Origin of the sequence: Sedimentibacter sp. MB31-C6 (assembly GCF_035934735.1) — a bacterium.
Taxonomy (GTDB): domain Bacteria; phylum Bacillota; class Clostridia; order Tissierellales; family Sedimentibacteraceae; genus Sedimentibacter.
Genome location: NZ_CP142396.1, coordinates 256,861 through 269,812 on the forward strand (window position 1 = coordinate 256,861; position 12,952 = coordinate 269,812).

At 29.1% G+C, this 12,952-nt stretch carries 13 protein-coding genes; 2 read left to right on the forward strand and 11 right to left on the reverse strand.

What is annotated here, in order from left to right:
• Positions 1-173: 173 nt before the first annotated feature.
• A complete protein-coding gene (locus U8307_RS01290) occupies positions 174-545 on the forward strand; it encodes a DUF1622 domain-containing protein (protein WP_326909495.1) in 372 nt (123 codons plus the stop codon).
• Positions 546-591: 46 nt separating this feature from the next.
• Here the strand turns inward: U8307_RS01290 and U8307_RS01295 are convergent, their stop codons facing one another.
• The 6 genes from U8307_RS01295 to U8307_RS01320 form a co-directional block, all read right to left on the reverse strand.
• On the reverse strand, positions 592-1,890 hold the full coding sequence (locus U8307_RS01295) for a sensor histidine kinase (protein WP_326909497.1): 1,299 nt from the start codon (positions 1,888-1,890) through the stop codon (positions 592-594).
• A 2-nt stretch (positions 1,891-1,892) separates the two neighbouring features.
• Positions 1,893-2,612 carry a LytR/AlgR family response regulator transcription factor gene (locus U8307_RS01300; protein WP_326909499.1) on the reverse strand — a complete coding sequence of 240 codons (720 nt, stop codon included), beginning with the start codon at positions 2,610-2,612 and terminating at the stop codon, positions 1,893-1,895.
• Positions 2,613-2,664: 52 nt separating this feature from the next.
• Entirely contained in the window at positions 2,665-3,111 is a 447-nt protein-coding gene (locus U8307_RS01305; RefSeq protein ID WP_326909500.1) for a hypothetical protein, read from the reverse strand.
• 184 nt (positions 3,112-3,295) lie between these two features.
• Positions 3,296-4,504 (reverse strand): ABC transporter permease, encoded by a 1,209-nt coding sequence (locus tag U8307_RS01310; protein ID WP_326909502.1) that lies wholly within the window; start codon positions 4,502-4,504, stop codon positions 3,296-3,298.
• On the reverse strand, positions 4,482-5,198 hold the full coding sequence (locus U8307_RS01315) for an ABC transporter ATP-binding protein (protein ID WP_326909504.1): 717 nt from the start codon (positions 5,196-5,198) through the stop codon (positions 4,482-4,484). Before U8307_RS01315 ends, U8307_RS01310 begins: the two co-directional genes overlap by 23 nt.
• 7 nt (positions 5,199-5,205) lie before the next feature.
• Complete coding sequence (locus U8307_RS01320; RefSeq protein WP_326909506.1) at positions 5,206-6,444, reverse strand: efflux RND transporter periplasmic adaptor subunit; 1,239 nt, start codon at positions 6,442-6,444, stop codon at positions 5,206-5,208.
• Between the two features lie 423 nt (positions 6,445-6,867).
• Between U8307_RS01320 and U8307_RS01325 the strand changes: the two genes are divergently transcribed.
• The gene (locus U8307_RS01325) at positions 6,868-7,497 is read left to right on the forward strand and encodes an SIMPL domain-containing protein (RefSeq protein ID WP_326909508.1); all 630 of its coding nucleotides are present in this window, start codon (positions 6,868-6,870) and stop codon (positions 7,495-7,497) included.
• 163 nt (positions 7,498-7,660) lie between these two features.
• Here the strand turns inward: U8307_RS01325 and mobB are convergent, their stop codons facing one another.
• Genes mobB through U8307_RS01350 form a run of 5 tightly spaced genes read right to left on the reverse strand, consistent with a single transcriptional unit; the run spans position 7,661 to position 12,878 of the window.
• The gene (gene mobB, locus U8307_RS01330; protein WP_326909509.1) at positions 7,661-8,155 is read right to left on the reverse strand and encodes a molybdopterin-guanine dinucleotide biosynthesis protein B; all 495 of its coding nucleotides are present in this window, start codon (positions 8,153-8,155) and stop codon (positions 7,661-7,663) included.
• A complete protein-coding gene (locus U8307_RS01335) occupies positions 8,156-9,964 on the reverse strand; it encodes an NTP transferase domain-containing protein (protein ID WP_326909510.1) in 1,809 nt (602 codons plus the stop codon).
• A gap of 14 nt (positions 9,965-9,978) precedes the next feature.
• Positions 9,979-11,064: an ABC transporter substrate-binding protein gene (locus U8307_RS01340; RefSeq protein ID WP_326909512.1), complete on the reverse strand. Its 1,086-nt coding sequence runs from the start codon at positions 11,062-11,064 to the stop codon at positions 9,979-9,981.
• A 21-nt stretch (positions 11,065-11,085) separates the two neighbouring features.
• Positions 11,086-11,865, reverse strand: a complete 780-nt coding sequence (locus U8307_RS01345; protein ID WP_326909514.1) for an ABC transporter ATP-binding protein — start codon at positions 11,863-11,865, stop codon at positions 11,086-11,088.
• The gene (locus U8307_RS01350; RefSeq protein ID WP_326909516.1) at positions 11,862-12,878 is read right to left on the reverse strand and encodes a FecCD family ABC transporter permease; all 1,017 of its coding nucleotides are present in this window, start codon (positions 12,876-12,878) and stop codon (positions 11,862-11,864) included. The genes U8307_RS01345 and U8307_RS01350 overlap by 4 nt, the downstream gene beginning before the upstream one ends.
• Positions 12,879-12,952 lie beyond the last annotated feature (74 nt).

Below are 12,952 nucleotides of genomic sequence, written 5' to 3' on the forward strand. Positions count from 1 at the left end.
CGATTCTGTAAGGGCCGCATTTTATGCGTCCCGATACCGCAGTGTAGCAAGGATATAATATGGTATTACGAAATGGCATTTGACATTAGCAGATATGTTTATTATAATTCTATATAGCTTGTATTAAAATTTCTTATTAAGTTATCGATTATATTATCTTTTCGGAGGAAAATATGTTAGAACATTTGATTTCAATTATAGTTCCTAATTTGGCACATATGCTAGAACTAATTGGAGTTTTTATTGTTATGTATTCTGCAATAAAAACATTTTTTAGGTACGCCTTTAGATTTTTTAAGTTTTCTGATGAAACTGTAAAAATAGAATTTTCCCAAGCGCTAGCTATGGCTCTTGAGTTTAAACTAGGAGCAGAGATTCTGAAAACTCTTGTTATTAGAACGATTGATGAGCTTATAATACTAGCTTCAATTGTAGTGTTAAGAGCTGCTTTAACATTAATAATACATTGGGAAATCGAATCTGATTCCAAGCGTTGCAATCATTTTGCAGAATTAAAAGAAGCTAATAAAGTTAAAAATAAGTAATAAAGAAAGTCATGCAAATATACTTAATTGAGAATCAGTCCAATATTTACTTTGTAAGGTTATTGACAGGATTATAAAGCAATAAATCCGTATAAAACATATTATCTGTGTAATAAATATCTAATACACCATTATACCTTTCAATAGATTTCTTAACACTTTTGAGTCCTATGCCATGATTCTCTATATCATTATGTGTTGTCTCTAATTCACTGTTTTTATAGGACACATTACCATTAAAAGGGTTGATCATACTTAAATAAAGAACATTTCTTTCATATTCAATAGAAATGCATATTTCTTTTTCTTCTTTTGTATTTATTGTTGCTCTTATAGCATTATCTATTATATTTCCCAAAACAACACTTAAATCAAAGGGATGAATATTTAGTTTTTTTGGAATACTCAAATTTAAATTTACGTTAATACCATATTTAACTGCTTCATTAATTTTGTAATTCAATATACTATCCACCTCTGAATTTCCAGATTTAGCATATTCATTTGAACAATTAACATAATCATAAATTTTTTTAAGATAGCTTAATGCACTTTTATTGTCTTTTTTTTCAATCATAATTTGTAAAGATGTAATATGATTTTTTAAATCATGTCTAAGTATTTTTATATTTTCCTGAGACTGATTAATAAGTTCAAATTGTTTACAATAAGCATTGTTTTGTTGTTGTAAAATAACATTCTCCATTTTTTCATTATCGAATTTCACTATTGAATCATAAAGATAAAATACTAGAATATTAATCATAAACATAATAATAACACTTATATTAATTAAAAGTAAATTATTATCATTAATTACAGAAATTAAAATAATTGTTGATATTAAGGTGCCAATTGGAATTATTATTATAGAAAACCAATGTTGCGGTGATACAATTATACTTTCTTTGACTAATTTAAAATTTGATAAAGCAAGAATTATCACAAAAGAAAAAATTTTCGAACTAATTAATACAATTATCATTTGTAAATCGTCATTTAAAGCAATTATATTTATATTCAAAAAACTTACTGTTATAACAGCAAAGGCTTCTAGAATTGCCAAAATAACATATGTTAAAATAGTTGCAGTTAATTTTAATTTTAATGTAGAAGGATAATTTAAAGTTATTAAATAAAACATAAGTATGTTAATAATCAAATACATACTAGGCTTATTAAAAAATAAAAAAGCAAGTCCTATTACAATATAGTAAAATATATATGATAGTACCTCCAATTTTCTATTAACCTCATTTGTGTTAAAAAAAATATTCATAAATTTATAAATTACATATATTCCAAATATATTAGAAATCATATAAACAATATTTATACTATTCATAATTATTTCATCCTTTGTTTTCGATGCAGTAATTGATTTCTAACAGATTTTCTGTTATTTTGACTTATAGGCAAAATTTTATCATCTGACATTTTTACATATTCATACTGATACTCAATTACATGTTTATAATTTACTAAAAATGATTTGTGAATTGTTATAAAATCCTGATTATAAAGTTGTTTTTGAACTTCTGATAATTTACCATAACAGCTTTGAATTTCACCTTTAGAAATAATATTTACTTTCCTTCTATCACTTTCAAAATATATAATGTCTTGAAATGGTATTCTATAAATAGAATTACCATTTTTAAACTCAAAACATTGATTGCTTTTTTCTATTAATTTAGTCGCCATTTTAATAACATCAAACAATTTATCGTATTCTATAGGCTTTATTAGAAAGTTCAATGGTCTTATTTGAAAAAGATCCATTGCATAACTTTCTTTAGCAGAAATATAGACAATTTGTGTTATTTCATCATTCATTTTTTCCCGAATAATTTTTCCTACTTCAACTCCATTTAATTTATGAAGTTCAATATCTAACAATATAATATCAAAATGATTGTTCTCAGATAAAAATTTACATAAATCCTCCCCTGAAAGAAAAATTTCCACCTCTATAATTTCAAAAATATCTTTACTAATTTCCTTCAGCATATTTTCTATCTGTAAACAAGTAATATTATCATCATCACACACTGCAATTTGTAACATGTTATCACCTGCTAATTTTCTTAATTATTATATAATATTATACCATATAAATTTACTTTTGTGAAATTTTTAACTTTGATAATTGGTCTTTGAGATGTTTGCGAGAATTAAATAATAAATAATTAAGTTCTTTTTTTTGCAATTTAACTATATCATTTAATTCTATTAATTCATATCCTAATATATCTTTCCAAACTATTACGACTCTATTTAAAGGTTCGAGCATCAAAATTGATGCTTGTACTAAATTTTCAATCTTATTATCAATCTGTGATGTAAAATCTTTTATATTACAAATTGTATTTGATTCGGTAAGAAAAATATAACATACTTCCATTGAACAAATTTTAAGCATTTTATCCGTTATTGTTTCTTGACAATTAAATTTCGTCAATACTCTATCAACTGCTAGAGTTGCAATATCACTAGCTTTATTTTCTTCTCCTATGAGACGAAATGAAACGTTATAAATTTTTAAAATAAATGTATTAAAGTTCATATTAAATACCTGCCAACTTTTAATTATAACTTTGGAAGTAATTGTGACACAATTACTTCCACCGCTTAACCGAGCAAGTTACACCTTTTACTCGGTATACCAAACTATACTAACACATAGTTAATACTCCTGCGGCAAATCGTCAAAATTAACATAAAGAGTTGTCAAAACTAACAATTTAATATTATTCATATCTTAATGATTCAATAGGATCCGACTTTGCTGCTTTTTTTGCAGGATAATACCCAAAAAAGATACCTATAATAGTTGAAAATGCAACAGCAATTATAATTGAAGCAGGATTGACAACTATAGGTATAGATATTAAAGAGCCTCCTAACATGACTAAACCTATTCCAAAAGCAGTTCCAAAAATACCACCTATTGCTGATAGAGTGGCAGATTCAATTAAAAATTGAAATAAAACATCATTTGTTCTAGCTCCTAGTGCCTTTTTTATACCTATTTCTCTAGTCCTTTCAGTAACAGAAACAAGCATAATATTCATAATTCCAATACCTCCAACTACTAATGATATTGCAGCTATAGCACCAACAGCTACAGATAATCCACCCACAACATTATTCACCATTGCTTGATCTTCTTCTACTGTATAAAATATGTAATTCTCTGGCTCTCTATGTTTTAAATTAGCTACATAAGAAACAATTTCATCTTTAACATAATTTATTGTATACTTTTCGTTTACAAATACGTCTAAACTATAAAAACCATAATATGACGGAAATGCAGTCGTATATGGTATAAAACTACTTTCATATACACTTTGACCTTGAAGAAGTGATAAAACAGGAGACTGTTCAATTTTATATACACCGACAATTAATAAGTCTTCTTTGTTTTCTTTTATATCTACTCTTATTGTTTTTCCCACAACATTATCATTTCCAAATAACTTTAATGCAGCATTTTGCTCTAAAACAATAACTTTACTTTTCCTTTCGACATCATTTTCGTTAATCATCCTACCATATAACATTTTAATTTCCTGAACATCCCTATAATTTCCACCAACACTTTGCATTCTTAATTTAATAGTATTTCTATTAATAGTAACATCACTTCTCAATGATTCATCAGTACATATGTAAGCTAACTTATCTCCAAACCTTTCCTTAAGTAACTCAATATCTTCCATTGAAAAAAAATCAGTTGACCTAAAATCTTCAATATTGCCTACATACATATAAGCTCGATTTTTCCCTATATCTTTATATATATCGTCCATTACTCCTTTCATGCTGTCTCCTATGGAAACTATTGAAATTACAGAGCTTATGCCAATAATAATTCCAAGCATCGTAAGCAAAGAACGCATCTTGTTTGATAAAATTGACTGAAATGCTATTTTAATATTCTCTAGCCAAATCATTATAGACACCTTCTTTCATTTTGTCTTCTACAATATTTCCATCTTTAAATACTATAACCCTATTAGCATATCTTGCAATATCAACTTCATGTGTAACTAAAATTACACTAGTTCCTTCTTTATGTAAATTTGTAAACAACTCCATAATTTCTTCAGAGGATTTAGTATCTAAATTACCAGTAGGTTCATCTGCTAAAATAATTGGAGGATTATTAGCTAAAGCTCGAGCTATTGCTACTCTTTGTTTTTGACCACCAGATAATTCATTAGGCAGATGAGTTATTCTATCACTAAGACCCACCTTTTCTAACAATTCCAATGCTCTGTTTTTCCTTTGAGGCGGTTTTGTTTTTGCATATATCATGGGGAGCTCAACATTTTTTAACACATTAGTTCTTGGTATTAGATTAAAAGCTTGAAATACAAAACCTATTTTTTTATTTCTAATAAATGATAATTCATCAGGATTTTTTTTACTTATATCTATACCTTCTAACAGATATTCACCATCTGTTGGTTTATCTAAGCAACCTAGAATATTCATAAGAGTAGATTTACCAGAACCAGAATGGCCCATAATTGCAATAAATTCTCCACGTTTTATTTCAAGATTTACATTTTTTAAAGCATGTACTTCTACAGAACCATTTTTATAAATTTTGTTTAATTTATTAATATTTATTATGTTATCCATTATATTCCTACTCCATTCCTATTTCATTGGGAGTAACTGTCATTCCATCCACATATGTATTATCAGGATTTATTATAACTTTCATCCCTTCGGTCAGCTCAGAACTATAAATTTCTGTCTCTAAATCAGTTTCTAGACCAATTTCAACAGATATTGATTTAATTGTATTGTCACTATTTATAACAAAAACTTTAAAAGCAGAGTCACTTTCCTGTATTAATGCACCTGACGGAACTGTTAAAACATCTTCAGACTTATCTACTTTAATTTTAGCAGTAGCTAAAACTCCTGCTATAAGTTCATCTGGTTTTTCCAATACTTCGATTAAAACAGGTATAACTCTTTCCATAGAATTATTTTCTTTTTGTTCAGCTGTAGGTGATATTCTTGCCACAGTTCCATTTACAAAATCTTGCCCTAAAATATCAGAATATATTTCGACTTCCTGTCCTTTCTTAATTTTCCCTATATCATATTCACTTATATAAACTTTCATTTGAAGCTGTTCTAAATTCTCAATAATAAACATTGCTTTCTCGTTTTCTGTATCATTGGCATATCTACCTAAAAATACATTTACTCTTGTAACTGTGCCGTCTATAGGACTTCTTACATAAACTTTTTCTAAATCTTCCTTTTTTTGTAATAGTTCTTTTTTCTTTATTTCAATAAGTTTTTCTTCAGCAGGTGTTGAAACAATTTTACCATTTGCAACATTGTAGCTTTCAATATTTTTTTTTGCTGTATTTAATTCACTTTCTATATCTTTAAATGCTTCCTCTGTTATAATTTCATTTTCAAATAATATTTGATTTTGATTATAACTTTTTTCTAATTCTTTGAGTTGCAAAAGAGCTTTATCATACTCGATTTGCTTTGATTGTAACTTTTCTTGTTGTTCTAAATTCATTAACTCTATTTGACTTTCCACTTCAGAAATGTCTTTTTCAAGTTCCTCACTATCCAATACAGCTAAAACTTGATCTTTCGATACAATATCTCCTTCTTTAACTTTAATATCTACAATTTCATAATTCAATGGAGAAACAACCTCGGCTTTTTCAATACCATCTAATGTAGACTTTACAGAAATAATCTGTTCTATTGTTTTAGTTTCTAAAGACATAATATTTGCATTGAAAACTGGTTCTTTCGTATTTTTGTTAAACACCAAAAATACAGAAACAGCAACAATAAAAATTAGTAAAACAATTATTAATTTTTTACGTGTAAATATTTTTTTCATTTTCGACTCCTAATTATATAATAATTTGCGTTTTATACTAGTGTATTAGTTTAATAATACACTAGTTGAATATTTGTGTCAATAATTAACACTATTAATATATTGTAATATTTAATAAACCTTGATTTTAACTTATCTAGCCATCTTTCATATATTTATAAAACACACCATATTGCATTAAATCATACTATTTTTACCTTATTTTGTTATTAATGATTTATTAAAAGATCATTAAAAGTTTTTCTGTCTATTTTAAAGAAGGTTTATTTTACACTACATTACAAAGCCTTATTTTACCATAATATTTTTACATTTCCACTAGTATAACAAAATTAATATATATTTTAGTCATAAGTTACAGTATTAAGATTATTACATATAATGGTATAAATAATTAATTATTTAAGGAAGGTGGTTCATTAAATGACTAAAGCTTTTTCTGATGTACATAACACTCATAATGGTAAAACCATGACTTTAACAGGACATGGTAAAGTTACTACTGCACCTAATATTGCGATTATTCGTCTAGGTGTACAAACAACAGGTGAAAACCTAGTTGAAATCCAATCTGAAAATGCTCAAATAGTACAAAGAATACTACAGGTTCTTCAACAAATTGGTGTCACAGATGTTAAAACTTTTCAATATACAATTAATAAAATTTATGACTATGACGAAGGAAGGCAAATAGACAGAGGTTATTCTGTTAGAAATGTTCTTGAAATAAAAACTAGTAATTTAAATCAAGTTGGAAATATTATTGATGCATCTGTAAATTCAGGAGCCAACATTGTTGACCTTATTTCATTTGATGTTTCTAATAGCGACTTTTATTATCAACAAGCACTAAATCTGGCTATAAAAAATGCTATTCAAAAAGCTAAGTCAATATTAAATAATTTAGGAATTAAAGCAGAACCAATACCTATTAATATTATTGAAACCAGTTCTTTACCTCCACAACCATTTCAACGTGAATTTGTTTCAACTCCAATTGTACCAGGAAATATACAGACAGAGGCGTTTGTAACAGTGGAATTTGTTTATTAAATAAATTTACATTACAATTTTATATACATAACAAAATAAGCAATCTCAATTAAATAATAATTAATTGAGATTGCTATTATGTTTAAGTTAATGTTGTTTATCGAAATTTATAATATCTTCATTAAATTTTCTCGAAGCTTTCCCTGGTACTGAACTAATTTTTTTATTTCTGTTTTTCCATAAAATTAATTATTTCATTTGCAATTCCTTCTGCGTCATCTATATGGTAGCATGGAATACCTATGTCCCAGGAGATGTCGCTGGCAATTGCAATTAATTCGTTCGGTTCACATAATAGAGTGCTATGGGCTGTTGAGCGGAAAACTTCTATTTTTGGCTTATTTTGTCTTTTAAAGCCTTCTGTAATTATTAAATCCACGCCTTCAATTCTATCAACAATTTCATCTAAGGTTAATTCTTTTTCTCTTTTTTCAATCATTGCAAATTTTTCAGGAGAAGAAATTGCTATTATATCTGCTCCTGCCTGTGCATGTCTCCAGGTATCCTTGCCCGGTTTATCCATTTCAAAGCTATGGGCATCATGCTTTATAACAGCTAATTTAATATTCTTTTCCTTTAAAATCCTTATTACCTTTTCTAACAGTGTTGTTTTTCCGGAACCAGATTTAGCAACAACAGATATTACTACTTTACTCATTTAGTCCTCCTCAATATAATATACATTTATTAAATCATCAGCTTTAAAATAAGCCTTTGATGGTAGATCAATTAATATATTTGTTTTTTTCAATACATCAAAAATACTTTTTCCTTCAAAAATTTTAAATTGCAATTCTCCTTTTTCCAAATGCAGTCTTCCTTGCAAAATTCTTCTGTAAGACTTTTTGTTTGCATAATCATCAGGAATTTTTATTTCTAATTTAGCAGGCATGAAATTACTTATTCCCATAAGCTTCTTTATTACAGGCTTTACAACTAAGTGTACGTTGTTAAATGCTGAGCCGGGACTACCTGATAAACATAAGAACAATTTTTCATCCTTTTTGGCAGCTATAAATGATTTTCCAGGTTTTACAGCAATCCCTGAAAATAAAATTTTGGCTCCCAGCATCAAAAGACTTTGCTCTATCAAATCATATTCTCCAGAAAATGCTCCTCCGAAACTTATTACTATATCGGACTCTTTCATAGCCTCTGAAAGCTTTTCAGAAAGTTTTGCTGCATTGTCAGGTGCGATTCCTCCCATAACAGTTTCAACACCTAAATTTTTCAGTATACTGTCTGCAAAATACATGTTACTGTTATATGTTTTAGCTGTATTGTATTTTTCACCCGGCAAAATTAACTCTGAACCGGTACTGATAATGGAAGCTTTAATAACCCAATAAACTGGGATAAAAGAAATTCCGTTAAACGATAGAATACTTAGCAATTCAGGGCTTATTATTTCTCCTTTTGAAGCAACTATATCGCCCTTCTTTACATCACTGCCGGCTTCAATTATATTTTGCCCTTTTTTTATATTTCCTCTTACAATTATAGATGAATTTTCTCTTTCCACATGTTCATGCATTATTACACCGGCAGAATTTAAAGGCAATACTGCTCCTGTCATAACACTTTGTGAATTGCCCCTTGATAAAGAATTCACCGGTATGGAACCTGCTGGCACCTTATCTGTAACAGCTAATTTCAAAAATCCATTTAGCATAACATCATTTATATCTTCATCACATATAATATACCCGTCCACAGATGAACGCTGTGATTCAGGCAAATTTTGCGGAGCATATATGTTTTCAGACAGTACTCTCCCTAATGAATTGTTTATATGGATTATTTCAGTTTTATTTGTAACTTTTGTTTTAGATAGAAGTAGCTTAAGTGCCTGTTCTATTTCAACATTTGTTTTAAGACCGTTAATTTTAACCATATTGTATAAGTCTTCAGGAGTATTAATATTGAAAAAACTTTTAGTGCATTGATTAAACTCATGATATAATTTTTCTAAGTCCAAATAATTTGTTTTAACTAAGGAATATAACTCTATTACCTTTATTATATTGTTGTTTAAACATTGTTCAATACCCGGTATGCAAGTTTTCTTATATAGGGCAAATAATGGCTCCATATGGTCATTTATTAAAGGAACTACAATATCATTGTCTAATCGATGCTTTAACATTTCCTCTACTAAAAAAACTTCCCACATTGGCATGTCACAAGGTATTACAAATAACCAGTCATTTTTTGCTGCCTTAAGAGCTGCATGAATTCCACCCATAGGTCCCATTCCCGGATAAATGTCTTTTATAATTTTCACATTCTCTATATGATATTTTTCAACATTATCTGCTACAACAATTACCTCATCAAATAGTTTGTTAAGCTTCTTGAGAGAATTTGACATAAATGTCTCATCTCCGTACTTAATGAGAGCCTTGTCCTTTCCCATACGAGAACTTTTACCACCTGCTAATAATATACCTGTAACATTATAAGACATTTCCCCACCTCGCTTTAATTTACCTTGCTATTGACCAATATTTCTTCTATTTCCTCATCTGTAATATCATATAAATAGTACAATTCAAAGAAATCTTTAATTTCCTGCTTAACATCAATTTCATATTTATCAGGATAAAGTATATTAGCAAGCCATTTAATTCCTATAATTCTGTTTACAGAAGGCGGTCTATTTATCCAATCATATGGAATACCGGGTATTTCATAAACTTTTCCATCATTAACAGCATTAATAACACCCCAGCTACTACTATTTGTTATATCCTTATAAACTTGATGATTACTGTCGCCATCGATACTAATAATAACCACATCAGGGTTTTCAAGAATTACTTGCTCCAATGAAACCTGAATTCTTCTTGATTCTGACTTCCAGTTACTGCTGGCAACATTTAAACCACCTGCAATTTCAATTATTTCAGAATTAATAGTCCCTCTAAGTTCAGTTTCAAGACCTTTAGGCCCCATTGCATAATATACTTTTACTCTTTTTTCTTCGGGGATATTGTTAATAACTCCCTTTACATTACTCATTGTTTTAGTGAAATAATCTGATAGTTTCTTTGCTCTATCTTCCTTATTCAATATTTCTCCAAGAAAGGTATATGCTTCAGCTGTTTTATCAATACTTCCATCTACCATTAATACTGGTATGCCTGTTTGTTTTTCAATTTCTTCTGTATCAGATATATAAGCTTCTGAAACATCTCCCATGTTAATTATTACATCAGGTTTTACCATTAAAAACTCTTCAATATTGCCATTATACTGAGTTCCTTTCCAAGAGCCCAACACAGGAGTAGCCTTGTTTGTATCTCCTAAATACTTTAATTCCATTTCTGACATTTCGCTGTTTAATCCTGCAATGCTCTCCGGTGCCAATGTCTGTATCAAAATTGTTCCTAATGTACCTGTTGCATAAATTTTTTCAACATTTGCAGGTATTTCTACACTTCTTCCTGCCATATCAACAACAGTTCTATTTTCTGTTTCTTTAACTTCTTCTTTCTTGTTGCATCCAACTACTAACAATAAAGCAGTAATTAATAATATAATTAATAATAATATTTTCTTTTTCATTTTAGCCTCCATCTTATGCGATTAATAAGGAATACATACTTTAAATTTATTTTCGTCACTAACCTGTACGTTAATTAATTCAGAATCAATATTATACAATTCTTTGATGTTTTGTTTATTAATAACTTCATTAGGGTCACCTGTCGAATGAATAATACCACCCTTCATAAGCGCTGCCTTGGTTCCGTATCGAATTGCATGATCAGGCATATGGGTAGAAATTATAACACCTATGCCCATCTTTGAAAGTGTTTGTAAATGATTCATAACCTTGAACTGATTACCGTAATCTAAATTAGATGTTGGCTCATCCATAATTAGTATTTTGGGTTGTTGTGTCAGTGCTCTTGCAATTAGCACAAGCTGTCTTTCACCTCCGCTTATATTAGTATAGCTTTTGCTTGCCAAATGACTAAGTCCTATGCTTTCTATTGCTTTTAAAGCAATTTCTTCATCGCTTTTAGATGGCATATCAAATCTGTTTAAGTGGGGTGTCCTTCCCATTAAAACAACCTCCAAAACTGTATATGAAAAGGGAGGGTTGTGGTGCTGCGGAACATATCCGATAAATTTGGCAATCTTCTTCCTTGTCCAACCAGAAATATTTTTATTTCCTAATGTAATATTTCCTTTGTCAGCTTTCAATATTCCTAATAACACCTTGAATAATGTTGTTTTTCCTATCCCGTTAGGCCCTAACAAAAATAAGCACTCCCCTTCACCCAAAGAAAATGAAATATTTTCAAATACTGTCTTTTCTAAATTATACCTAAAAGTTAAATTTTCTACATTTAATCTCATTTCCAACCTCTCCTTGATCGTGCCAATAGCCATAGATAAAAGGGTGCACCTATAAGTGATGTAATTATCCCTATGGGAAACTCTATAGAAAATATGGTACGTGATATTGTATCAACTATTAACAAAAATGCTCCGCCCATGAAAAATGAAGAAGGCAATAATACTTTGTAATTAGGTCCTGCTATATTTCTCGCCAAATGCGGTATAACCAATCCTATCCAACCTATTGTACCGCAAACAGCTACCGAGGATGCAGTGAGCAGTGTTGAGAACAATACTATTATTAGTCTTATTTTATTGGTATCAATTCCTAATGTTTGCGCTTCTTCATCTCCAAAGGATAAAACATTGAGATTCCATCTCATAAAATATAAAGGAATTAAAGATAATAAATTTATAGTTAATAAAATTAAAATATCTTCCATATCTATTGCCGTCAAGCTCCCAAGCAGCCAGAAATTAATTGCAGGCAATTTATTATAAGGGTCTGCTATATATTTTATAAGAGATACAAAAGAATTGAAAATTGTTCCAACAAGCATTCCTGAAAGTACCAATACAAGCACTTGATTATTTTGTCTTACTTTAGTGCTTACAAACCATGTTACAGCCACAGCCAAAATACCTGTTATAAACGAATTTATTTGTATCCCTATTATACTCCATGAAAATATAATTCCTATGGCAGCACCTAAAGATGCACCTGCAGTGGCTCCCAATATATCCGGTGATACCAACGGATTGTTAAATATACCTTGATATGCTGCTCCTGAAACAGATAGAGAACCTCCTATTATTACTGCTGCTAAAATACGTGGTAGCCTTACATCAAACAAAACTGTTTCCATTGCAGAATTTATTGCATAGTCTTTTCCGAAAAAACTTACTGACATAATTTCATATATATCATTGTAGGTAATTGGAAATTTCCCTAATGTTAAGGAAATTACACATAAAAATATTATTGTAATCACCATTATTCCATATTTATATTTTTTTAAAATATCGTTCATGCTTACTCCATTTCAAGTCACTTTATAAGGTACATACGCAGGGGAATGCAACAAATTTGTTTGCTCCTTGCGTC

Excerpts from the sequence above, each read along its gene's own strand:
- U8307_RS01290 (WP_326909495.1), top strand. The coding sequence starts at position 174 with ATGTTAGAACATTTGATTTCAATTATAGTTCCTAATTTGGCACATATG.
- U8307_RS01295 (WP_326909497.1), bottom strand. The coding sequence starts at position 1,890 with ATGAATAGTATAAATATTGTTTATATGATTTCTAATATATTTGGAATA.
- U8307_RS01300 (WP_326909499.1), bottom strand. The coding sequence starts at position 2,612 with ATGTTACAAATTGCAGTGTGTGATGATGATAATATTACTTGTTTACAG.
- U8307_RS01305 (WP_326909500.1), bottom strand. The coding sequence starts at position 3,111 with ATGAACTTTAATACATTTATTTTAAAAATTTATAACGTTTCATTTCGT.
- U8307_RS01310 (WP_326909502.1), bottom strand. The coding sequence starts at position 4,504 with ATGATTTGGCTAGAGAATATTAAAATAGCATTTCAGTCAATTTTATCA.
- U8307_RS01315 (WP_326909504.1), bottom strand. The coding sequence starts at position 5,198 with ATGGATAACATAATAAATATTAATAAATTAAACAAAATTTATAAAAAT.
- U8307_RS01320 (WP_326909506.1), bottom strand. The coding sequence starts at position 6,444 with ATGAAAAAAATATTTACACGTAAAAAATTAATAATTGTTTTACTAATT.
- U8307_RS01325 (WP_326909508.1), top strand. The coding sequence starts at position 6,868 with ATGACTAAAGCTTTTTCTGATGTACATAACACTCATAATGGTAAAACC.
- mobB (WP_326909509.1), bottom strand. The coding sequence starts at position 8,155 with ATGAGTAAAGTAGTAATATCTGTTGTTGCTAAATCTGGTTCCGGAAAA.
- U8307_RS01335 (WP_326909510.1), bottom strand. The coding sequence starts at position 9,964 with ATGTCTTATAATGTTACAGGTATATTATTAGCAGGTGGTAAAAGTTCT.
- U8307_RS01340 (WP_326909512.1), bottom strand. The coding sequence starts at position 11,064 with ATGAAAAAGAAAATATTATTATTAATTATATTATTAATTACTGCTTTA.
- U8307_RS01345 (WP_326909514.1), bottom strand. The coding sequence starts at position 11,865 with ATGAGATTAAATGTAGAAAATTTAACTTTTAGGTATAATTTAGAAAAG.
- U8307_RS01350 (WP_326909516.1), bottom strand. The coding sequence starts at position 12,878 with ATGAACGATATTTTAAAAAAATATAAATATGGAATAATGGTGATTACA.